Here is a 22,564-nt window from a genome sequence, read left to right as displayed (position 1 = left end):
CGGGCGCGGAACAGGCGCGCCACGTCCCCGCGGCGCGAAAGAATCGCGGGGCACGGTCCTCGGGTTTGAGGGCGTTGTCAGTGGCGCAGTGCACTATCGAGGCCGGGAGGTGGTGCGGGTGCGGAGCGCGTACGACTGCGATGTGCTGGTGATCGGCGGCGGGATCGTCGGCCTGTCGACGGCGTATGCCATCACGCGGGCGGCGCCGGGCACGCGGGTGACGGTGCTGGAGAAGGAGCCGGGACCCGCCCGGCACCAGACCGGGCGCAACAGCGGGGTGATCCACAGCGGGATCTACTACCGCCCCGGTTCGCTGAAGGCACGGTTCGCGGTCCAGGGTGCCGCCGAGATGGTCAAGTTCTGCGCGGAGTACGACATCGCGCACGCGGTCACCGGCAAGCTGATCGTCGCGACGGACAAGTCGGAGCTCCCCCGTCTGCACGGCCTGGTGCAGCGCGGCCGGGAGAACGGCATCCCGGTCAAGGAGCTGGGCCCGGCCCAGCTCACCGAGTACGAACCCGAGGTCCGCGGCCTCGCCGCCATCCACGTCGGCACCACGGGGATCTGCGACTACGTGGCGGTGGCCCGCCGGCTCGCGGAGGCCTCCGGGGCGGAGATCCGCTACGGGGCCCAGGTCGTGCGTGCCGACCGCCGTCCCCACCTCGGCGTCGCCGTGCGCACGGCCGACGGGACGATCGTCCGCGGCCGGGTGCTCGTCAACTGCTCGGGGCTGCACTGCGACGAGACGGCCCGGCTGACGGGCGACGATCCCGGGATGCGGATCGTCCCCTTCCGTGGCGAGTACTACACGCTGGCGCGCCCGGAGCTGGTGCGGGGTCTGGTGTACCCGGTTCCGGACCCCGCGTTCCCGTTCCTCGGTGTGCATCTCACCCGGGGCATCGACGGCGGCGTCCACGTCGGCCCCAACGCGGTGCCCGCCCTCGCGCGCGAGGGGTACGACTGGGGAGTCGTCCGGCCGCGCGAACTGGGCGGGACCCTGTCCTGGCCGGGCTCCTGGCACATAGCCCGGCGGCACTGGCGGTACGGAGCCGGGGAGCTGCGCCGGTCGGTGTCGAAGGCGGCGTTCACGGACGCGGTGCGGCGGCTGCTGCCCGCGGTGACGTCGGAGGACCTGGTCCCCGCGGCGGCCGGGGTCCGCGCCCAGGCGGTCCTGCGGGACGGCACCCTGGTCGACGACTTCCTGATCAAGGAGGGCCCGAGGACCGTGCACGTACTGAACGCGCCGTCCCCCGCGGCCACCGCCTCCCTCCCGATCGGCCGGGAGGTCGCCCGCCGGGCCCTGGCGTCCCTGGCCGCGGTCTGAGCGGCCCGCCGCACCGGCCGCCGCACCGGCCGCCCCACCGGCCACCGCGGCGGCCCGCAGCGACGCACCGCACCGGCCGCGCCGGCTCCACCCCGACGCCCCGGTCCGCCGACTACAGCGGTCTCCCCCACCACAGCAGGCCGCCCCGCCGCCCCGGTCCCACGGCCGGAGCGGTCCGCCCGCCGTCGGCACGGGCCGCCCCGTGTCACGGCGCCCGTAAAATCGACCCCACTGTGTCTGATTTCCTCGACTCCACCGAAGAGACCCGGCCCGCCTCCGCCGAGGACGGCTCGCCGCGTCACCACCGTGCCAAGGGCGGGCCCCGCTTCCCCGACGGTCCGCAGGCCGATCCCGCCGGCTCGCACTTCGAGCGGCGGATCCGGAGTTTCCAGCCGCGCCGGAGCCGGGTGACGACCGGGCAGGCGGACGCGCTGCAGCGACTGTGGCCCAAGTGGGGTCTGGACATCGACGGACAGGGCACGCTCGATCTGGCGGACCTGTTCGGCGCGGACGTCCCCGTCGTGCTGGAGATCGGCTTCGGCATGGGTGAGGCCACCGCGCTGATGGCGGCCGAGGACCAGGGGACCGGGATCCTCGCCGTGGACGTGCACACGCCGGGCCAGGGCAATCTGCTCAACCTCGCCGAGCGCAGCGGTCTGACCAACATCCGTGTCGCCAACGGCGACGCGATCATCCTGCTCCGCGAGATGCTCGCACCCGACTCCCTGAACGGTCTGCGCGTCTACTTCCCCGACCCGTGGCCCAAGAAGCGGCACCACAAGCGGCGGCTGATCCAGCCGGAGTTCCTGGATCTCGCCGCGACCCGCCTCGCGCCGGGCGCGCTCGTGCACTGCGCGACGGACTGGGAGCCGTACGCCGAACAGATGCTCGACGTGCTGGGCGCGCACCCCGCCTTCGAGAACGCCGTGCCGGACGGCGGTTTCGCGCCGCGTCCGGAGTTCCGGCCGCTGACCCGTTTCGAGGGCCAGGGACTGGACAAGGGTCATGTGGTGAACGACCTTCTCTTCCGACGCGTACAGCACCGAGACCAGCACACCCCGGGCGCCTGACCCGCACACACCCGCCGACGTCCGCCGGGATCTTTCCGGAAACCTCGGTCACCGTCGCGAGCCGCGCCCTCCCTCGTTAGGGTCGATGCCGTGGCCATCCATCTTCCGCACCCGACTCGGCCCGGCGCCCCCTCCGGTCCCGGGCCGAGACATCCGCACTGGTGGCAGCGCAGTTGGGTGCGGTACGGAGCGCTGATCACCCTGCTCGCGATGTCGGGTCTGGTGATCCTCGCGCTCGTCCGCGAACAGACGGGGACCGAGGGCTTCCTCGTCGGTCTCGGACTGGCCGTGTTCCCCGTGCCGCTGCTCATAGCCGCCTTCCGGTGGCTGGACCGGGTGGAGCCGGGCCCCTGGCGCAACCTGTTCTTCTCCTTCGCCTGGGGCGCCTGCGCGGCCGCGCTGATAGCGATCGTCGCCAACAGTTTCGCGACCCGCTGGATCGCGATGACGACCGCGGACCCCTCCGGCGCCGACACGCTCGGGGCGACCGTCATAGCGCCCGTCGTCGAGGAGTCGGCGAAGGCGGCGGCCGTCCTGCTCGTCTTCCTGTTCCGCAGACGGGACTTCACCGGGATCGTCGACGGGGTCGTCATCGCCGGGGTCACCGCCACCGGCTTCGCGTTCACCGAGAACATCCTCTACCTCGGCACCGCCTTCGGGACCGACCGGCTCAGCGGGGAGAGCGGACTCGCCTCCGTCACCGCGGCGACCTTCTTCGTCCGTGTGGTGATGTCGCCCTTCGCGCATCCGCTGTTCACCGTGCTGACCGGCATCGGCTTCGGCGTGGCGGCACTGACCGCCGAACGCCGGCACGTGTGCCGTGTGCTGCTCCCCGTCACCGGACTGCTGCTCGCGATGGCCATGCACGCGCTCTGGAACGGCTCGTCGGGCTTCGGCCGGTTCGGCTTCTTCGGTGTGTACGCCGTGTTCATGGTGCCCGCGTTCGGGCTGCTGACCTGGCTCGTCGTGTGGACCCGGCAGCGCGAACTGCGTACGGTCCGCACCGAACTGCCCGTGTACACCGCCGCCGGATGGCTGGGCGCGGCCGAACCGTGGGCCCTCGGCTCGATGCGGGCGCGGCAGATCGCCCGCGAGTACGCCGGCCATCACTTCGGCAAGGGCGCGGCCCGCTCGGTGGCGGAGTACGAGGCGTACGCGACCTCGCTGGCGTTCCTGCGCCACCGGGGGCGCCGGGGACGGGCGGGCGCCGACTTCGTCGTACGGGAGCGCGAGTTGCTGGAGGAGCTGTGGCGCCGCCGGGAGATCGCCCGTCCGGCCCTCGCCTACGCGGCCCGCCTCACGGCACCACTGCCCGCGCCGCCGCCCTGGCCGGCTCACAGGTACGGGTACGACACCCCGCCCGCGCAGCCGTACGGTCCCTCGGCACGGACGGCCGCGCCGGCGCCGTACCCCGTGTACAACCCGTACCGCTCCTGACGAGGGACGGACCGGGCGCGGCACCGGCGGACGGCACCGGTGCCGCGCGCCGGCGGCCCGGCCCTTACGCCGACGCCCGCGACAGGCGCGTCAGTTCCTCGTCCGTCAGCACCAGGTCCGCGACCCCCAGCAGGGCCGGGAGCTGCTCGACCGCGCGGGCGGAGGCGATCGGCGCCGCGACCGTCGGCTGCGCCGCCAGCCAGGCGAGGGCGACCGTCGGGACGGCGACGCCGTGGGCCCCGGCGATCTCGTCGAGGGCGGCGAGGACCCGCGGCCCGCGTTCCGTGCCGAGGTGCCTGGCCGCGCCGGCCGCCCGGGGCGAGTCGACCGTCGTGCCGGGGCGGTACTTGCCGGTGAGGAAACCGGCGGCGAGCGCGAAGTAGGGGACGGCCGCCAGACCGGCCCGGGAGGCGGTGTCCCGCAGGGGGCCCTCGTAGGTGTCGCGCGAGACGAGGTTGTAGTGGGGCTGGAGGGCGACGTACCGCGCGAGGCCCTCGCGGTCGGAGAACTCCAGGGACTCCCGCAGCCGCTCGGGGGAGATGTTGGAGGCGGCGATGTGCCGCACCTTGCCGGCCGTCACCAGCTCGTCGAGGGCGCCGATGATCTCTTCGACCGGCACCTCCGGCTTGTCGAAGTGCGTGTAGTAGAGGTCGATGCGGTCGGTGCCCAGGCGGCGCAGCGAGGCGTCGGCCGCGGCCTTGATGGTGGCACCGGACAGACCCGGGTACGCGGGGTGCTCACTGACCTTGGTGGCGACGACGATGTCGTCGCGGTTGCCGCGGGTCTTCAGCCACTTGCCGATGATGGTCTCGGACTCACCGCCCTCGTTGCCCTCGGCCCACTTCGAGTAGGAGTCGGCCGTGTCGAGGAAGTTGCCGCCGGCGGCCGCGTAGGCGTCGAGCACGGCGAAGGAGCGGGTCTCGTCGGCCGTCCAGCCGAACACGTTGCCGCCGAGCGCGAGCGGGAAGACCTCGAGGTCGGACGAACCGAGCTTGCGAAGGGAAGTCATGTACGGCCTCAACACCCGCACCGGATGGATGTATTCCACAATCACCTCGGCCGGGGCGAGGGCGCGCGGATGTCCGTACATGCCTGACCGGCAGCCCTGACGTCGGGGGGGTTGACGTCAGGACCACCGGAGATCAGGGAGGACCTGCGCGGGGCGCGCGTCCGGGGCCGTCCGCGTGCCCGTCACCGTCGTGCGGCTCGGGAGCCCGCGGGGATCAGGGGTTGAGGCCCTTGCTCTGGAGCCAGGCCATCGGGTCGATGCCGGTGGCGGCGCCGCCGGGGTGCACTTCGAGGTGCAGGTGCGGCCCGGTGACATTGCCCGTCGCACCCACGCGTCCGATGACATCGCCCGTGGCGACCTTCTGGCCGACGGTGACGTTGAGCGACGACTGGTGGCAGAACCAGAGCTCCGTACCGTCGTCGAGGGTGAGGATCGTGCGGTAGCCGTACGCGCCCGCCCAGCCGGCCTCGGTGACGGTGCCGCTGTGGATCGCCTTGATGAGCGTGCCGGTGGGCGCCGCGAAGTCGAGTCCGGTGTGGTAGCCGGAGGACCACATCGAGCCGGCCTCACCGAAGCGCGAGGTCAGGGTGTACGAGGAGGTCGGCAGCGAGTAGCTCTTGGCGAGTTCGGCGAGGCGCTCCTTCTCGGCCTTCGCCTTGGCCTCCTCCTCCGCCTTCTGCTTCGCGGCGGCGGCCTTGGCCTCCGCCGCGTCCTGCTGCTTGGCGGCGGTTTCGACGGCCTTCTTCGCGGCGGCGTTCTGGGCGGCCTGCTGCGTGGCGGTGTCGGCCCGGGTCTGCTGCGACTTGGCCTGCTGCATGATGCGGTCGCGCAGCGCCTCGCCGGCGTCGGTGGCACCGTGGGCCGTGTCGGCGCTGGTCAGACCGGCGCTGGTGAGCGGAGTCGTGGAGCCCTTGGGAGTGCTGGATCCGCTGTCCGATATCAGGGCCTTGGCCGACGCGGTGACCGACGACAGGTCGGGCAGCGAGATCGAGACGGGCGCCTTGCCCGGAGCCGCGCTGGCGATGCCGCCCCCGCCGACGGCGGCTATGACACCGACGCCGAGAACCGTTGAGCTGCGGGCGAGTCCTCCGCCGCGCTGCTTGCCCGTGCGGTGCCGGCCGCGGACGGGAGCGACGGAATCCGCGGTGGGATTCCACTCCTCCCAGGGTTCCTCGTCCTTGCCGTAGCCGAAGGTGTGCGTGTCGTTCGGCGCGAACGAGGTTGGCTGAGCGGGCCGGTTGGACGCCACGTGGGCGCACTCCTTTCCTTCCTTGCCGCCTACCGGGTTAGCTGACGGGTTCGGAGCAGGAAGGTCTCCTACGGGCGTACTGCCACCGTGCCTCCACGGCGGATTACGCTCGATTCACCCCACGAGGTGGGTCCCCGGTTCCCTTGCGGGATTCGGCGCGTGCGCACGGAGCCACCTCTTGTGACGGCTGTAACGACCGCGCTGCGTTATCGAACGTTAATAGACCCGGGCACCGAATTCCAAGCCGTTCTGACTGATCTTTAACGGCTTCCGGTCTGGACTTTGAGGTCATGACCGATGAAAAACGGGCGAGTTGACCTCATGCCGTCTACACAGGATTCCTTGACGGTATGTCAGTCGATATGCGGAGGGGCACAGTCCGATCACCGTTCGTGACCGAGCCCGAAAAGGCCGTCGCACGGTGGGCGGGAAACCTTCCGGACCGCGCGGAAATCCGCCGGGCGACACCCGTCACGAGCGGCGGACGGCGAGCAGCGCCATGTCGTCCGTCAGCGCCCCGCCCGTGTGCCGGCGGACCGCCTCGGACAGCGCGGTCAGCAGCGCGTCGGGGCCGGGGAAGACCCGCCCGGCCAGCCAGGCGGCCGGATCGAAGAACTCCCCCCGTGCGTCGCGGGCCTCGGACAGCCCGTCGGTGTGCAGGAGCAGCGTCGCTCCCCGCGGGAAGCGGTCCCGCACGGTCGGCGCGGGCCAGGTCCCCAGCTCGCCCATCCCGAGGGGCAGCGCGAAGGCCTCGGCGGAGAGGGTGACGAGTGTGCCGTCGGGGCGCAGCAGCAGGGGTGGCGGATGGCCGCGGTTGACGACGCGTACGACCTCCTCGCCGTGCGGGATCTCGGCGAGTACGGCGGTGGTGAATCCCTCGACCGCCTCGACGCTGTCGCGCCGGGTGCCCGGCCGGGTCAGTGCCCGGTCCAGGCGCCCGGCGACGGCCTCCAGGCCCGCTTCCTGTTCGGCCGCCTCCCGGAACGCGCCGACCGCCGTCGCGACGGCGGCCACCGCGGCCATCCCCTTCCCCCGTACGTCCCCGACGACCAGCCGTACGCCGTGCGGGGAGTCCTGCACGGCGTACAGGTCGCCGCCGATGAACGCGTCCTCCTGCGCCGCCTCGTAGCGGGCCGCGACCTCGAGCCCGGCGATCCGCGCCTCGGGCTCGGGCAGCACGGCGCGCTGCGCGTACTCGGCGATCTCCCGGACGGAGGCGAGCCGTTCGTCGCCGCGCCGGACCACGAGGTTGATGAGGACGGCGAGGACGGCGGCGGTCACCACGGTGACCACCTCGGTGACCGCGTCGACGTGCAGGACGATGCCGAGCACGCAGTGGACCGCGAGCACCGCGCCGACGGCGAGGAGACCGGCGAGCACGGTGCCGCGCAGCGAGTGGAGGGGCGCGGCGACCAGGGGCGCGGCCGTGAAGAGGGGGGCCGCGGTGAATTCCGACGGAGTGAGGTAGTCGTAGGCGACCCCGGCGGCGACGAGCAGCACGGGCAGGATCCGGACGAAGGCGCGGGCGCACACGATCCTGCGGGAACCCCCGCCCGGCCGGCCGGGCGGCGCGGCGGTCGGGGCCCCGCGGGCACCGGGCGGCGGCCGGTCGGACCGGTCACGGAGCTGTCCGGTCCGCCGCTCACCTCCTGGCTGCCCCACCCCTCCAGAAGAACCGGTGCGGGAGCGGCGGGCGACCGGTGTGGCCCGACCGGGGGAGGACGGATGAAGCCTGGAGAGCTCGCGGGAGCAGGCCGGCCACGCAGGGGGAAACGCGCGCCGGACAAACACCAAGGGCCGGAACTCGTGAATCCGAGTTCCGGCCCTTGGCCTTGAGTAGCGGGGACAGGATTTGAACCTGCGACCTCTGGGTTATGAGCCCAGCGAGCTACCGAGCTGCTCCACCCCGCGTCGTTAAGACCAGTGTACGCCATCCGCGGGACCCGAAGCACACCCGTTTGGTCCCGCCCCCGCGGTGGCGCGCGCGTCCGGCCCTACCGGGTCTGCAGATGCCGGTTGGGGGCCTGGGCGCGGTCCGCGTACTCGGGGAGGACGACGACCTCGGCACCGGCGGCGGCGAGGACCCCGTTCCCGTCGGCGTCCGTGACGAAGGTGTCGGGCTCGCGCCAGGCGGTGACGACCCGCCGCACCCCGGCGTCCAGGATGAGCCGGGCGCACGGCGCGGGCCGGGAGGCGCGGTGGGCGCACGGCTCCAGGCTGCTGTAGACGGTGGCGGCGGCCAGCCGCGGATCGGCCGGGTCGATCTTGGCGAGGGCGGCCTCCTCGGCATGTACGACCGGGTCGCCGCCCTCGCGGGAGTGGCCCCGGGCCAGCTCGGTCCCGTCGGCCGCGACCACCACGGCGCCCACGCTGAACGCGGTCTTCGACGGCGGGCACAGTTCGGCCAGCTCGCAGGCGAGCTCCAGCCACCGCCGGTCCGCCGCGCAGGCGAGCGGGCCGGTGCCGGGCGCGGTGGGAACGTACCGGATGAGCACGACGTCGCCGACGGGCCGGGTCTCGGCGAGCCGCATCCGGCCCAGCGGGTACGCCCCGGGTCCGAACAGCCGCGGCGCGTCCGGCTGCCCGACGAACAGCGGGGCGACGGCGAGCTGCAGTTCGTCGGCGAGCTGTTCGCGCACGAGCTGGGTGTGGACCTTGCCGCCCCCTTCGACCATGAGGCGGCGCACGCCCCGTACGTCGTGCAGGTGCTCCAGCAGCACGCGCCAGTCGAGTTCGGGTCCGGTCGGCACGACGTCGACGCCGACGAGTCCGGCCAGCAGGGCGGACGCCCGCCGCGCGCCCGCGTCCGTCGTGTAGACGACCTTCTCGCCTCCGGTGTGCCAGAACTGCGCCTTCGGGTCCAGCTCGCCGGAGCCGCTGACCGTGACCTTCAGGGGGTACTCGGGGCGGCCGGAGGCGACACGGGCCGCCCGCCGTTCGGCGGAGTTGACCAGGAGCCGCGGGTTGTCGGTGCGCAGCGTGCCGGCGCCCACCAGGATCGCGTCGCTGGACGCCCGCACCTCGTCGACCCGGTCGAAGTCGGCCGGGCCCGAGAGCAGCAGCCGCTCGGGGCCGGTGTCGTCCAGGAAGCCGTCGAGGGAGACGGCGGCGGACAGCAGGACGTAGGGACGGGGCATCGGGACGCATCCTCCGGTCACACGCGCACAGGGGTTCAAGTGCAGTGGTTCAAGTTTTAAACAATACCTAGACTGGTCTCATGACGACCCGCTGGCTCTCCGCCGCCGAACAGCGCGCCTGGCGCTCGTACATCTCCGCGACCTCCCTCCTGGCGGACGCCATCGACCGACGGCTGCAGTCGGAGGCGGGGATGCCCCACCTTTACTACTCCATCCTGTCCCGGCTGTCCGAGGCGCCGGACCGGCGGCTGCGGATGACCGACCTCGCCGAGGCCCTGAAGATCACCCGCAGCCGGCTGACGTACGCGGTGGCGCGGCTGGAGAAGGACGGCACGGTACGGCGCGAGGGCTGCCCCACCGACAAGCGCGGGCACATGGCCGTCCTCACCGACGCGGGCATGACCCTCCTGGAGCGGGTGGCGCCCGCCCACGTCGAGACGGTACGGGCGGCGGTCTTCGACCATCTGACCCCCGAGCAGGTGGGTCAGCTGGAGGAGATCTGCGCCACCATCACCCGGGCCATCCAGAGCGGGGATCCCGGGGCTCCCGGGGAAGACCTGCCGTGGCGGCGGCGTTCCTGCTCCTCGTGAGGCGCTCGGGGGGTGCGTGAACCCCTGAACCCGTGAACCCGTGAACCCCATTGCTTGAAGTTTGAAGCAGATGTAGTGTCTCGTTCCGTGGCTGTGCTTCAAATCTGAAGCACAGCCCCGTACGAACCCGCCGGACGGAGAGACACCATGCGCGACCACCCCACCGCCACCGTGCGCACCCGCGTCCGCGTACCCCTGCGCTTCGGCGACGGCTACTCCGTCGACGCCGAACTCGTGACCTTCCACGGCCTCGACGACGGCAAGGAGCATCTGGCCGTCGTCCTCGGCGAGCCCGGCCCGAACCCGCTGGTGCGGCTGCACTCCGAGTGCCTGACCGGCGACGTGTTCGGCTCGGCCCGCTGCGACTGCGGTCCCCAGCTGCGCGAGGCGGTGGAGCGGATCGCGGACCGCGGCGGCGTCCTGCTGTACCTGCGCCAGGAGGGCCGCGGCATCGGCCTCTACAACAAGCTCGACGCGTACGCCCTCCAGGACCAGGGCCTCGACACCTACGCCGCCAACGCGGCCCTCGGCCTGCCCGAGGACGACCGCGACTACACGGCGGCCGCCCAGATGCTCCAGGCCCTCGGCATCGACTCCCTGGACCTGCTCTCCAACAACCCGGACAAGGCCGAACAGCTCCGCGAACTCGGCGTCACGGTCGCCCACCGCGTGCCGACGGGCGTCTTCACCACCGCCCACAACGTCCGCTACCTGCGCGCCAAGGTCCTCCAGACCCAGCACACGCTGCCGCTGGGGGAACTCACCGCCCTGACGCCCCTCTCGGCGGGCTGACACCCGGGAACGAAACAAGCCCCCGGCTCAGATCACCTCTGAACCGGGGGCTTTCGCGTAGACCCTGTGGGACTCGAACCCACAACCAATGGATTAAAAGTCCACTGCTCTGCCAATTGAGCTAAGGGTCCCCGAACCGGAAAACACCGGCACGGCGCACCGGAGCGCTCCGATGCATCCCCGAGCATAGCGGGACGTGGCCGGGACTCCGATCGGGTATCGGGGGACCCGGCCACACAGCAGGCCCTCAAGGTCAGGGATCGACCGGTTCGGGTGCACCCTTGCGGGCGGCTTCCCGCGCGATCGTGCGCTGGTGTTCGGGGTTGAGGAACCAGTGCCGGGCCGAGGCCAGCCACCAGGCCGCGGCGAATCCGAGGACGGCGAGGACGGCGACCGGGGCGTAGTTGAACGTCTCCCAGGTGACCGGGGAGACCTGGGGCAGCATGAACAGGAGGGTGATGACGGCCACCCAGACGACCGCGACGACCCCGACGGGACGGGACCAGCGGCCCAGATGCCAGGGCCCGCGCTCGAAGGCGTCGCCCTTGCGCACCCGCAGCAGGGTCGGGATGACGTAGGCGACGTAGAGGCCGATCACCGCGATCGACGTCACGGCCGCGTAGGCCGCGTAGTTGATGAGGTACGGCAGGCCGAGCACGAGAGCGCCCAGCGCGGCCAGCCAGACGGCCGCCACCGGGGTCCGCGTGCGCGGGTGCACCGTGTGCCACACCGAGGAGAACGGCAGCGCGCCGTCACGCGAAAAGGCGTAGATCATACGGCTGTTGGCGGTCACGGACGCCATGCCGCAGAACAGCTGGGCGCCGATCACGACGAGCAGCAGGAGCTTGCCGGCCGTCGCCCCGAGCGCGTCCAGCAGGATCTGCGCCGGGGGCGCGCCCGTCGCCGAGCCCAGCTCCTTGTCGTAGGACTGGATGGCGAAGGTGAAGCCGAGGAGCAGGACGAAGCCGGCGATCCACGAGGTCCAGATCGAGCGCACGATGCCCTTCGGCCCGGCCGTGGAGGCGTCGTGGGTCTCCTCCGTCATGTGGGCGGAGGCGTCGTACCCGGTGAACGTGTACTGGGCCATGAGGAGTCCGACGAGGACCACGTAGACCCCGCTGCCCCAGCCCGTGTGGTTCACGAACTTCGTGAACACGAAGCCGGCCGACTGGTGGTGGTCCGGCGCGAAGGTCAGCGCGCCGACGATGACGGCGACGCCGACGACGTGCCACCACACGCTGATGCTGTTGAGGAGCGCGACGATCCCCACGCCGAAGGTGTTGAGGAGACCGTGCAGGATCAGGATCGCGGTGAACAGGAGGATCGTGCGGCCCGGCGTCACCTCGAAGTCGAACTGGAGGTTCAGGTAGGCGCCGAGGAACAGCGCCGCGCCGAAGTCGATGCCGGCGGTCACCGCGACCTGGCCGAGGACGTTGAACCAGCCGGTGAACCACGCCCAGGCCGCCGCGGTGCGCTCCGGGGCGAGCCGGTGCGCCCAGAAGTACAGCCCGGCGGACGTCGGATAGGCCGAGCAGATCTCGGCCATCGCGAGGCCGACGAACAGGGTCATCAGTCCGACCGCGACCCAGCCCCAGGTGATCACGGCGGGACCGCCGGTGTTCATGCCGAACTGATACAGCGTCAGGCAGCCCGACAGGACCGAGATGATCGTGAAGGAGACCGCGTAGTTGGAGAACGCCGACATGCGGCGGGCGAGAACCTGCGTGTAGCCGAGCTGGGCCAGCCGCTCTTCGTCCGACAGCCCAGTCACTCTGGCGTCATCTGTCATGCCCCCAGCGATTCCCTCGCCGCGCACATGACATGCACCGAAGGGGTGTCACCTTGGCCAGAAAATGCCCCTGCGGCCCTGCCGCCGATTCCCTGTCTACGACCGCTGTCGGCGCCGTGCGCCGCGAGCGGCCCCTTCCCGTGGTCCCTCGGGCAGGTCAGCGCTTTGATCCGGGCCGCACGGACTACCCCGGCAACGCGAAGGGCCCGTACGACCGAAGTCGTACGGGCCCTCGACGTTTCACGTCAGATCGCGTCAGCCGTTGCGCTTCCAGCGCGGCTTCTCGTCGCGGCGGAACGAACCGGTGCCGGTGCCGGTGCCGGTCGTGCGGTGGTCGTCACGACGGGCGGCCGGACGGTCGTGGCCGGAGCGGAAGCCACCGCCCGCGGGACGGTCGCCCTGACGGTCGCGGTTGAAGGGACGGTCGCTGCCCCGGTGGCCACCGCGCTCGTCACGGCGCTCGAAGGAACGGCCGCCACGGTCGTCGCGGTTGAAGCCGCCACCACGGTTGTCGTCACGACGCTCGAAAGAACGGCCGCCACGGTCATCGCGGTTGAAACCGCCACCACGGTTGTCATCGCGACGGAAGCCGCCACCACGGTTGTCGTCACGACGCTCGAAAGAACGGCCGCCACGGTCATCGCGGTTGAAGCCACCACCACGGTTGTCATCGCGACGGAAGCCGCCACCACGGTTGTCGTCACGACGCTCGAAAGAACGGCCGCCACGGTCATCGCGGTTGAAACCGCCACCACGGTTGTCATCGCGACGGAAGCCGCCACCACGGTTGTCGTCACGACGCTCGAAAGAACGGCCACCGCGGTCATCGCGGTTGAAACCGCCACCACGGTTGTCGTCACGGCGGAAGCCACCACGGTCGTTGTCACGACGCTCGTAGTTGCCCCGCTCGTCGCGGCGCTGACGCGGCTCGTACGCGGGACGCTCGTCCGCCTCGACGGCGACGGCGACGGCCTCGGCGGCCGGGGCCTCGACGACGGCCTGCTCGGCTGCCTCGGCGGCGGCCGCGACGGCCACCTCCGGGTCCTCGCCCCGCTCACGCGCGGCACGGGCGACCAGACGGTCGGCCTCGCCGCGCAGCTCGGCGGCACGGCGCTGCGCGCGCTCCAGCTCCTTGGTGAGCTGCGTGACCTCACGCTCGGCCTGCTGGGCGGCGTCGCCCGCGGACTGGGCCTGGACCTCGGTCATCGACCGGGCGCCGGTGATCTCGGCGACCTCGGGCTCGAAGGCCGTGCCCGAGTTGATGATGTGACGCGCGGCGTCGACGCCCGCGTCCTCCATCAGCCGGAAGATCTGGCGGCGCTGGTGCGGGAGCGACAGCGACACGACGGTGCCGGAGCGGCCCGCGCGGGCGGTACGGCCGGAGCGGTGCAGGTAGTCCTTGTGGTCACCGGCCGGGTCCACGTTCAGGACCAGGTCGATGCCGTCGACGTGGATGCCGCGGGCGGCGACGTCGGTGGCGACGAGCGCGTTGACGTAACCGTCCTTGAAGTCGGCCAGCGTCCGGGTCCGCGCGCCCTGGGTCATGCCGCCGTGCAGCGCGTCGGCCTTCACACCGGCGTCACGCAGCTGCTCGGCGATGCGGTCGGCGCCCAGCTGGGTGCGGACGAAGATGATCGTGCGGCCCTTGCGGGAGGCGATCGCGGCGGTGACCGGCGCCTTGTCCTTGGGCTTCACGATGAGGATGTGGTGCGACATGGTCGTGACGTTGCCCTGGGCGCTGTCGACCTCGTGCGTGACCGGGTTGGTCAGGTAGCGCTTGACCAGCGTGGAGATCTCGTTCTCCATCGTGGCGGAGAACAGCATGCGCTGGCCGCCGGCCGGGATCTGGTCGAGCAGCTCCGTGACCTCGGGCAGGAAGCCCAGGTCGGACATCTGGTCGGCCTCGTCGAGGACGGCGATCTGGGTGTTCTCCAGCGAGCAGGCGCCGCGGTTGATGATGTCGCGCAGACGGCCCGGGGTGGCGACGAGGACGTCGACGCCGCGCTCCAGGGCGTAGATCTGGTTACCCATCGACGTACCGCCGCAGACGACCTTCATCTTCAGGCCGAGGACGTCACCGTAGGGCTGCAGCGCGTCGGCGACCTGCATGGCCAGCTCACGGGTCGGCGTCAGGATGACGGCGCGCGGCTTCTTCTTCTCGGTGTGACCGCCGGCGAGCTGCGCCAGGGTCGGCAGACCGAAGGAGAGGGTCTTGCCGGAGCCGGTGCGGCCACGGCCGAGGATGTCCTTGCCGGCCAGGGCGTCCGGGATGGTCGCGGCCTGGATCGGGAAGGGGGAGGTCACGCCGTTCTGCGCGAGCTTGCGGACGACGCCCTCGGGGAGACCGAGGTCGGCGAAGGTCAGCTCGGGAGCGGACTCGGTGGTCTCGACAGCCTCGATCGTCTCGATCGTGGCCTCGACCGCGTCGTTGTTCTCGTTGTTCTCGGGCACGACGACGTGATCAGTACTGGAAACAGACATGCGAAATGCGAACCTTCCGGAGTTTCTTCGGCACGCGCCCAAACTCCGTGAAGTCGCAAACGACCGCCTCTATGCGGTCCGGCCACGGCAAGGGAGAGTACGCGCCACGCGGCGCTCTCTGCGGCGGCGCCGGGCAAATGGGATCAAACGATCTACTACCATACGCACCCTTCCCCCATGAAGGCAAACTGAGCTCCATACGACCAGGTGAGGGTGCGTTCTTGGCCACCTGCTCGCGCCATCAAAGCTACCTCGCCCACGACGGTCGCGCTGTTGAACGGGCCACATCCACGGCTCCGAGACCCGTGAACCCCGCCACATCGGCCGCACGCGCCGGGCACGACCCGGCGGGAGCGTCCGGTGCCGGCCCCGCCTCCGTCCTGCCCCGTCCTGCCCTGTGCCCGTCCCGTCCCGCCCCGGCACCCGCTACACGGGCGAGCCCGCCTCGGGGGCCGGTTCCCGCTGGATCAGCTGGGGCAGCGGCTGCTCGTGCGCCGACGACGACGGCTCCGCCGTCCCGGGGTCGGGCGGCGGCGGAGACGAGGCCGGCGGGGGCTCCGGCGTCGGCTCCGCCGCCGTCTGCGCGGGACTCGGCTCGCCGCCGGGCGACGCGGAGTCCTCGGAGGGGTCCCCGCTCCTCTCCGTCGCCTTCGCGGACGGCTTCGCGCCCGGGGACGCCGACGCGGAGGCCTCGCCGGAGGCGGACTCCCCCGGTTTCGCCGAAGCCTTGCCCGCCTTGCCGCCCTTGCCTCGCTTCCCGCCGTACGACCCGATCCCGCCGCCGCCCACCGCGGCCGCGCCGCCGGGCTCCCCGCCTACCCGTCTCCCCGCCGAGTGCGAGGGCACCGGCCGCCCCGCGTCGTCGCCGACGCTCATGCAGCCGGCGGTGGCGGCCACGGCCAGGACCGCGGCGACCAGCCGGGCGGGTACGCGCGAACGGACGGGTACGTACAAGGCGCGCACGGGCGGCCACCTCCGGACGGGGTGTCCCCCGCTCGGAAGGAGCCGGGAGCGTGGGGAGAAACGGGAGTTCTCCCTGTTCAACTCCCGCCGCCCGCGCGAGGACACGCGTCCCCCGGGCCCAACCGGGCCGGGGGGACGTCCGTCGGTCCGCTCGCCGCCGCGCGAGAGGCGCGGCCCGAAAAGCGCCACGGGCCGGCCGGAACCGGAAGGCGTCACGGGTCGGCCGCGGGTCAGCCGAGGGCCAGGGGAGCCTGCGGGGCCAGCGCCGCCGCGATGCGCTGGGCGACCACCTCGGCCATGTTGCCGTCGGGTGTGTCCTTGGTCTTCGTGGCGTTGACCGCGATGGCGAGACGGTCGGACGGGAGATACGCCTGGATCGCCGCGTAGCCCGAGAACGACGGGTTCTGCAGGACCCATCCGTTGATCACGATGACGCCGAGCCCGAAGTGCTTGGCCTCGGTCTGCGGCAGACAGACCGTGGCGGGGCACCGGGCGGTCGCGTGGCCGAGACCGACCGTCCCCGGGTCGAGCAGCGTGCGGTAGGAGCGGCGCGAGATGAGCTCACCGCTGCCGATGGCCCGCGCCGAACGCGCCAGGTCACAGATGTGTGTGGTGATCACGGCACCGGGCGCGGTGGTCCACGACGGGTTCCAGAAGGTGGACTCCTCGTACAGCCCGCGCTCGGACGTGAAGGCGTGCAGGACCGGACGCGGGATGTCGGGGGTGAAGTTGTTCCGGGTGTCCTCGAGACCCAGCGGGCCCGTCACCCGCTCCCGCAGGAACCTGTCGATCCGGGTGCCGGTGATCTTCTCCAGCGCCTGGATCAGCAGCAGGTAATTGGCGTGCGAGTAGCTCCAGTTGGTACCCGGCTCGTACCAGAACGAGTGGCTGTAGGGGTACGCGAGCAGCTGCTGCGGGGTCCAGTGGCGGAACGGATGCGCCTCCAGTTCGGCCAGGAACGCCGGGTCGGTGACGTAGTCGTGCAGCCCGGTGGTGTTGGTGGCCAGCATCCGCAGGGTGATCCGGTTCGCCATGGGCAGCGTCGGCAGCCAGCGCTCCACGGTGTCGTCCAGGCGGACCCTGCCCTCCTGGACCAGCTGCAGCAGGGCCGTGCCGACGTAGGAGAAGACCACGGAACCGGCGCGGAAGTGCATGTCCGGCTCGGCCGGTACACCGGTCATGGACTCCCCGAGGGCGTCGGTGAGGACCTCGCGCCCGCCACGGGTGACCTTCACCTCCACCGACTTCAGACGAAGGTCGGCCTTGGCCTTCCGGGTGATGCCGAGAACCTCGCGGGACTCGCCGCCGAGGGGCCTCGCGGTTCTCACACAGTCGCTCCCGTGCCGTCCGGACCCCTGGGCGGACGCGGGTGCGGCGGCGGTCTGGACCGTGACGGCGAGGAGGGCGGCGCACAGGAGGACCTTGCGGACACGGGCGCGCGCGCCCGGACGGGCCGGGGAGGAGGTGCGTGTCATGCCCGCACTATCACCGGACGGCCGAGGTCGATTCGACAGAACACTCCGAAACCGGCACGAGACACCCCATGTGGGGCAGGCGTCCGGTTTCCCCGCCGGATTCCGGCCCGTCCGGTCTCCGTCGTACGCCGCCACCGGGCCGCCGTCCCCGACAATGGCGGGGTGCTGGAGATGACGCGCGAAACCTTCGAAGAGCTCGTGAGCCAGGCGCTGGACCGGATCCCGCCGGAGCTGACCCGGGTGATGGACAACGTCGCCGTGTTCGTCGAGGACGAGCCTCCGGCGGACGACCCCGAGCTGCTGGGTCTCTACGAGGGCACCCCGCTCACCGACCGCGGCGAGTGGTACGCCGGCGTGCTCCCCGACCGCATCTCGATCTACATGGGGCCCACGCTGCGCAGGTGCGAGACCACGGACGAGGTGGTCCACGAGGTCGCCGTGACCGTGATCCACGAGATCGCCCACCACTTCGGCATCGACGACGACCGGCTGCACGAACTGGGCTGGGGCTGACCCGGCCGCGACCGCACCCGCCGCCCGACACGACCCCGCCCTCGCCCTCGCCCGCCGAAGCGGGCCCGGCACGACGGCCACGGCCGCCCGCACGCCCCTCCCGCGCGACGGCAGACCGTCCGCACGCCCTCCCGCGCGACGGCACTCCACCCGCGCGCGCTCCCCCACGGAGGACCGGCCCCCGCACACCCTTCCCACGCCGGGGGACGGAATGCCGCATACCCGCCGCACCGCCTGGGCAGACGGGACAAATGGCCCGCGTCCCCGTCGCCGCACCCGCCACCGTCCTCCGTACGGCCCGACACGCCGGACGGGCGCTGCAGGCGCTCGCCCACCGCCGCCCCGGCCGCCGCAGGGGCCCGGAGCTCGAACTCGCCGCGCGCCAGAACCCGTACGCACGCGCCCTCGGGCTGCTGTGCGTCGTACTGCTCGGCGCCTGGCTGGGACTGCTGGCCGTGGGCGACGTCCGCGTCCCGGTCGGCCCCATGAACACCACCATGACCCTGCGCCCCTCCCTCACCGGCGGAACGAAGATCAACATCTCCCCGCTCGGCGCGCTGGAACTGCGCAGCCACGAGGCCCCGCTGCGCCTGGACGTGGACGTGGACCGGCTCGACCCGGAACGCTCCCAGGCCCTCGTCGAGCACCCGGAACGCCTCGCCGGGCTCCAGGACGAGGTCGTACGGGACGTCGAGCACGGCACCCTGGACCTGGCCGTCCGCTCCTGCGCGGCCGTGGTCTCCGGCGCCGCCGCGCTCGGCCTCGCGGTCTACCGCCGCCCGCGCCGCGCCCTCGCCGCCGGCGGCCTCGCCCTGTGTCTGCTGGCCGCCTCGGGAGCGACCGCCTTCGCCACCTGGAACCCCGAGTCGGTCCTGGAGCCGAAGTACTCCGGGCTCCTCGCCTCCGCGCCCTCCCTGGTCGGCGACGCCCGCAGCATCGTCAGCGAATTCGACGTCTACCAGAAGGAGTTGGCGCGCCTGGTGACGAACGTGACGAAGCTGTACGACGTCACGTCCACCCTTCCGGGCTACGAGCCCGACCCGACCACGATCCGGGTCCTGCACGTCTCCGACATCCATCTGAACCCGGCGAGCTGGAAGATCATCGCCTCGCTCGTGGAGCAGTACGCGGTCGACGTCATCGTCGATTCCGGCGACACGATGGACCACGGCTCGGCGGCCGAGAACGGCTTCCTGGACCCGATCCCGGACCTGGGAGCCCCGTACGTCTGGGTCCGCGGCAACCACGACTCCAAGGAGACCCAGCGCTATCTGGACCACCTGAAGAACGTGCACGTCCTCGACGACGGCCGGGCGGTCACGGTCGCGGGCCTGCGTTTCGCCGGCATCGGCGACCCCCGGTTCACCCCGGACCGCTCGGCCGTGCCGGGCGGCGACGCGGCCGAGGACCTCGCGGGCGCCCGCCTGGCCTCGGCCCTGCGCGACCAGCGCGCCGCGGGCACCCCGGTCGACATCGCCGTCGCCCACGAACCGGCCGCCGCCCGCGGGACGGACGGCCAGGTGCCCCTGGTGCTCGCCGGGCACCTGCACCACGAGGAGATGGAGATCATGAAGTACGGCACCCGGCTGCGCGTCGAGGGCTCGACGGGCGGGAGCGGGCTGCGGGCCGTCGAGCACCAGTACCCCGCCCCGATCGAGGCCTCGGTCCTGTACCTGGACCGGGACACCCACCGGCTCCAGGCCTGGGACGAGATCCGGCTGGGCGGTCTCGGCCTCACGACGGCCGAGGTCAGCCGCCACCTCCCCGACGAGAACCGGCCCTGAGCCCTCCCTCGGTATCGGGTTTGGTCAGCGTCCGGGCCACGTAGTACAGTCTGTTCGTGCCCAAGGGCGCCGGTCAGGGCCTGACCGTCCCGAGCTTCCGTCGAAGCGAAGGAGAAGTGGAACCCTTCGGGGGGAAGCGGGGTCACATGCTTCTCACGTCCCTTCGGGAACGCGAAGACGAAGCAGAGCGTTTACTGGCTCGCCCTCATCGTCTAGCGGCCTAGGACGCCGCCCTTTCAAGGCGGTAGCACGGGTTCGAATCCCGTTGGGGGTACGCAACACCGTGTGGGACACTGGTTACACGTCACACGCAACAGCTTGGTCCTGTGGAGCAGTTTGGAGTGCTCGCCACCCTGTCAAGGTGGAGGCCGCGGGTTCAAATCCCGTCAGGACCGCTGAGGTTTCTCCGGAAACCTCGTGGCTGGGTAGCTCAGTTGGTACGAGCGATCGCCTGAAAAGCGATAGGTCGCCGGTTCGACCCCGGCCCCAGCCACCAGAACGAAAGCCCTCTCCGGGTCAACCGGAGGGGGTTTTCGTCGTTCACGGAACCTCAGCAGCTCGGAACTGAGGTTCGTCCGTCGAATGTGTGACCTTTGCGGACACGGTTCGTTGGATGGGGTGACCAGGGCGGTACGGCGCTGAGTGGGGCGGTGGGGTGCGGAAGGTGGCGGCGGCGTTCGTGGTGCCCGGCCCTGCGGGGGTTGCGGTCCGGGCCCGGCTGCGGGTGTCTGCGGGAGATGCTGCGGTACTGACCGAGGTCGGGGGGTTCCTCGGCTCGCTGGCCGCCGATGATCTCGCCACCCGTGCCCGGCAGGGGCTGGATCACGATGCGGCTGCCTGGGCGGCCCGCAAGCGGGAACTGACCGGGGTCTCGTCCGCCAGGTGGGCGGGCAGCATCACCAAGGCCACCAATGATCAGTGGGCGTTGTCCCGGCGTGGGCAGGCAGCCGAGCTGGTGTGGCTGTACGGACAGATCGCGTCGCTTCAGGCGCGGCTGGCCCGACCGCTGGGCGCGAAGGCGGACCGGCGGGCGGGGCTGGTCCGCGGGTACGGATCCCGGACAGAGTGGCATGCCAAGTCCCGCCGCCTGCACGCGCTGCAGGACCGGCTGGCGAGAGTGGAGGCGGACCGGGAGGCGGGCCGAGTGCACGTGGTGCGCGGTGGCAAGCGCCTGGCCCATCTTCGTCACCATCTCGACCAGGCCCAGCTGAGCACGGAGGCCTGGCGCGAGCGATGGCGGGCGGCACGAATGTTCCTGACCGCCGACGGGGAGTCCGGCAAACTCTTCGGCAACGAGACGATCCGCGTCACCGACACCGGCCGGCTCCTTCTCAAGCTCCCGGCCGCGTTGGCCCATCTGGCCAACGCCCCGCACGGCCGCTACCTCCTGGATGCGAGCGTCGCCTTCGCTCACCGCAGCGGGGAGTGGCTGGAGCGGATCACGGACAACCGGGCGGTGGCGTACCGCATCCACCACGACACATCGCGCGGCCGCTGGTACGTGACTGCGGCCTGGCAGCGCACCCCCGCCCCCGTCCTGCCGCTGAAGGCGGCGCCGGCGCAGGGGGTGGTCGGCGTCGACATGAACGACGATCACCTCGCGGCTTGGCGTCTGGACGTGCACGGCAACCCGGTCGGCGAGCCCCGCCGCTTTTTCTACGATCTCAGTGGCTCCAGCGCGCACCGGGACGCACAGATCCGGCACGCACTGACCCGGCTGCTGCACCACACCCGCGACAGCAGCGCGACGGTGATCGCCATCGAGGACCTGGACTTCGCCGACAACACCAGCCGCGAGAAGCACGGCCGCAACAAGCGCTTTCGCCGCCTCATCTCGCGCTTCCCCACCGCGAGGCTCAAGACCCGGCTGGTGGCGATGGCCGCTGAACAGAACATCGCAGTCGTCGCGGTCGATCCGGCCTACACCTCCCGATGGGGCGCCCAGCACTGGCAAAAGCCCCTGACCAGCAGCAACCGCACGGTTTCCCGGCATGATGCCGCCAGCATCGCGATCGGGCGACGCGCCCTCGGACACCCGATCCGACGACGGACGGCACCGCCCCCGCACGACCAGAGTGATCGTGCGGAGCATCGGACCGCCCAGGCCGGACCGGATGCCCGAGAGCGTGAGGGACCCCGCCCCCGCGTCCCCGGACCACGGACGAGATCCGTGCGGCCCGGACGCGGAGCGAAAGCGGGCAACCAGAACACCCAACACCGTTCGGGGCGTTCGGCTGAGCAACCACAGTCCTGGAGACAGGACTCACTCCCGCTCAGTCCGTAGGAACGGTTTCTTGAGACATATCGCCACCACCACGTCGACGTGCGCTGACACCCGCGCGCACGGCTCGAGCAGGAGCCGAGGGGCGGACCCGGACGGGTCCGCCCCTTCTGCGTGCCCCCTGCGCGCCCTGGGGCGGATGTGGCCGAAGAGGACCGGTCCGGTTGGCACGGCGGCCGGTCGGCGCTAGCTTCTCTGGCTGATCGATGGCTGATCGATCGGGTTCCTTCGGGGGGATGGCATGAACCGGGACGAGGCCGCGGCGACGCGGGACACCGAGCTGGAGAAGGACCGGGCCCGGTACGGGCTGCTCGCGGTGGTGATGAGCAATCTCGCCATCGCCGGCGTCGCGGTCTTCGGAGTCTGGCGGCTCGACGGCGACAAGGCCGTGATCGTCGGCGTGCTCACCGCCGCGTTCACCGCGGTCAGCAGCATGACCACCGCCTACCTGGGCATCAAGGCCGTCTCCAACACCGCCCGGTCCATCGCCCTGGGATCGGCTCCCCGGCGGGAGCCCGCGCGCACCACCGCCAAGGACCCCGCGCCCGACGCCGCGACCCCGGCGCCCTCCGCCGAGGCACCCGCGCCGCCCGCGCAGCGCGCCCCCTGACCTCGCCGCCACGGCTGCGGCCGCGGCTGCCGCGGCAAAAGGGTTCGCCACGGATTTCCC

Annotated in this window: 17 protein-coding genes, 5 tRNA genes and 1 riboswitch; of the genes, 12 read left to right on the top strand and 10 right to left on the bottom strand. The window is 71.8% G+C overall.

The window, feature by feature from the left end:
- The first annotated feature begins 88 nt into the window (after positions 1-88).
- From lhgO to ACH4S8_RS24305, 3 genes are all read left to right on the top strand, one after another.
- Positions 89-1,324 carry an L-2-hydroxyglutarate oxidase gene (lhgO, locus tag ACH4S8_RS24315; protein WP_398397323.1) on the top strand — a complete coding sequence of 412 codons (1,236 nt, stop codon included), beginning with the start codon at positions 89-91 and terminating at the stop codon, positions 1,322-1,324.
- A gap of 233 nt (positions 1,325-1,557) precedes the next feature.
- Positions 1,558-2,394 carry a tRNA (guanosine(46)-N7)-methyltransferase TrmB gene (gene trmB, locus ACH4S8_RS24310; RefSeq protein ID WP_398397321.1) on the top strand — a complete coding sequence of 279 codons (837 nt, stop codon included), beginning with the start codon at positions 1,558-1,560 and terminating at the stop codon, positions 2,392-2,394.
- A gap of 90 nt (positions 2,395-2,484) precedes the next feature.
- Positions 2,485-3,831, top strand: coding sequence for a PrsW family intramembrane metalloprotease (locus ACH4S8_RS24305; protein ID WP_398397319.1), 1,347 nt, complete (start codon positions 2,485-2,487; stop codon positions 3,829-3,831).
- 64 nt (positions 3,832-3,895) lie between these two features.
- Here the strand turns inward: ACH4S8_RS24305 and ACH4S8_RS24300 are convergent, their stop codons facing one another.
- The 5 genes from ACH4S8_RS24300 to ACH4S8_RS24280 form a co-directional block, all read right to left on the bottom strand.
- Complete coding sequence (locus tag ACH4S8_RS24300; protein ID WP_398397317.1) at positions 3,896-4,840, bottom strand: aldo/keto reductase; 945 nt, start codon at positions 4,838-4,840, stop codon at positions 3,896-3,898.
- Between the two features lie 214 nt (positions 4,841-5,054).
- Positions 5,055-6,089 carry a M23 family metallopeptidase gene (locus ACH4S8_RS24295; RefSeq protein ID WP_398397315.1) on the bottom strand — a complete coding sequence of 345 codons (1,035 nt, stop codon included), beginning with the start codon at positions 6,087-6,089 and terminating at the stop codon, positions 5,055-5,057.
- An 11-nt stretch (positions 6,090-6,100) separates the two neighbouring features.
- Positions 6,101-6,257: riboswitch (cyclic di-AMP (ydaO/yuaA leader) on the bottom strand.
- A 303-nt stretch (positions 6,258-6,560) separates the two neighbouring features.
- A complete protein-coding gene (locus ACH4S8_RS24290; RefSeq protein ID WP_398397313.1) occupies positions 6,561-7,751 on the bottom strand; it encodes a PP2C family protein-serine/threonine phosphatase in 1,191 nt (396 codons plus the stop codon).
- 175 nt (positions 7,752-7,926) lie between these two features.
- A tRNA-Met gene (locus ACH4S8_RS24285) sits at positions 7,927-8,000 on the bottom strand.
- 83 nt (positions 8,001-8,083) lie between these two features.
- Positions 8,084-9,226 (bottom strand): dihydrofolate reductase family protein, encoded by a 1,143-nt coding sequence (locus tag ACH4S8_RS24280; RefSeq protein ID WP_398397310.1) that lies wholly within the window; start codon positions 9,224-9,226, stop codon positions 8,084-8,086.
- Positions 9,227-9,306: 80 nt separating this feature from the next.
- On the opposite strand from ACH4S8_RS24280, the gene ACH4S8_RS24275 reads away from it, so the two are divergent.
- Together ACH4S8_RS24275 and ribA are read left to right on the top strand one after the other, a co-directional pair.
- Complete coding sequence (locus ACH4S8_RS24275; protein ID WP_398397308.1) at positions 9,307-9,816, top strand: MarR family winged helix-turn-helix transcriptional regulator; 510 nt, start codon at positions 9,307-9,309, stop codon at positions 9,814-9,816.
- Positions 9,817-9,963: 147 nt separating this feature from the next.
- Positions 9,964-10,608: a GTP cyclohydrolase II gene (ribA, locus tag ACH4S8_RS24270; protein WP_398397306.1), complete on the top strand. Its 645-nt coding sequence runs from the start codon at positions 9,964-9,966 to the stop codon at positions 10,606-10,608.
- 58 nt (positions 10,609-10,666) lie between these two features.
- Here ribA and ACH4S8_RS24265 read toward each other — a convergent pair.
- The 5 genes from ACH4S8_RS24265 to ACH4S8_RS24245 all read right to left on the bottom strand — a co-directional run bounded on the left by ACH4S8_RS24265 (position 10,667) and on the right by ACH4S8_RS24245 (position 17,316).
- Positions 10,667-10,739, bottom strand: a tRNA-Lys gene (locus ACH4S8_RS24265).
- Between the two features lie 122 nt (positions 10,740-10,861).
- Positions 10,862-12,397 (bottom strand): amino acid permease, encoded by a 1,536-nt coding sequence (locus ACH4S8_RS24260; RefSeq protein WP_398397304.1) that lies wholly within the window; start codon positions 12,395-12,397, stop codon positions 10,862-10,864.
- A gap of 255 nt (positions 12,398-12,652) precedes the next feature.
- Entirely contained in the window at positions 12,653-14,878 is a 2,226-nt protein-coding gene (locus ACH4S8_RS24255; RefSeq protein ID WP_398397302.1) for a DEAD/DEAH box helicase, read from the bottom strand.
- Between the two features lie 426 nt (positions 14,879-15,304).
- Entirely contained in the window at positions 15,305-15,841 is a 537-nt protein-coding gene (locus ACH4S8_RS24250; protein ID WP_398397300.1) for a hypothetical protein, read from the bottom strand.
- Between the two features lie 230 nt (positions 15,842-16,071).
- Positions 16,072-17,316: a serine hydrolase domain-containing protein gene (locus tag ACH4S8_RS24245; RefSeq protein ID WP_398397298.1), complete on the bottom strand. Its 1,245-nt coding sequence runs from the start codon at positions 17,314-17,316 to the stop codon at positions 16,072-16,074.
- 162 nt (positions 17,317-17,478) lie between these two features.
- Here ACH4S8_RS24245 and ACH4S8_RS24240 point away from each other — a divergent pair, with 162 nt between their 5' ends.
- The 7 genes from ACH4S8_RS24240 to ACH4S8_RS24210 all read left to right on the top strand — a co-directional run bounded on the left by ACH4S8_RS24240 (position 17,479) and on the right by ACH4S8_RS24210 (position 22,504).
- Positions 17,479-17,829 (top strand): metallopeptidase family protein, encoded by a 351-nt coding sequence (locus ACH4S8_RS24240; protein WP_382782861.1) that lies wholly within the window; start codon positions 17,479-17,481, stop codon positions 17,827-17,829.
- 251 nt (positions 17,830-18,080) lie between these two features.
- Positions 18,081-19,613: a metallophosphoesterase gene (locus ACH4S8_RS24235; protein WP_398397295.1), complete on the top strand. Its 1,533-nt coding sequence runs from the start codon at positions 18,081-18,083 to the stop codon at positions 19,611-19,613.
- Between the two features lie 201 nt (positions 19,614-19,814).
- Positions 19,815-19,887, top strand: a tRNA-Glu gene (locus tag ACH4S8_RS24230).
- Positions 19,888-19,933: 46 nt separating this feature from the next.
- Positions 19,934-20,008: transfer RNA gene (locus ACH4S8_RS24225), tRNA-Asp, on the top strand.
- Between the two features lie 24 nt (positions 20,009-20,032).
- Positions 20,033-20,109 (top strand) — tRNA-Phe (locus ACH4S8_RS24220).
- Between the two features lie 168 nt (positions 20,110-20,277).
- On the top strand, positions 20,278-21,897 hold the full coding sequence (locus tag ACH4S8_RS24215) for an IS200/IS605 family accessory protein TnpB-related protein (protein WP_398397380.1): 1,620 nt from the start codon (positions 20,278-20,280) through the stop codon (positions 21,895-21,897).
- Positions 21,898-22,135: 238 nt separating this feature from the next.
- Positions 22,136-22,504 (top strand): hypothetical protein, encoded by a 369-nt coding sequence (locus tag ACH4S8_RS24210; RefSeq protein WP_398397293.1) that lies wholly within the window; start codon positions 22,136-22,138, stop codon positions 22,502-22,504.
- Positions 22,505-22,564: the final 60 nt, after the last annotated feature.

Origin of the sequence: Streptomyces sp. NPDC021080, assembly GCF_044333225.1 — a bacterium.
Taxonomy (GTDB): domain Bacteria; phylum Actinomycetota; class Actinomycetes; order Streptomycetales; family Streptomycetaceae; genus Streptomyces.
This window is presented reverse-complemented; position numbering and strand designations above follow the sequence as displayed.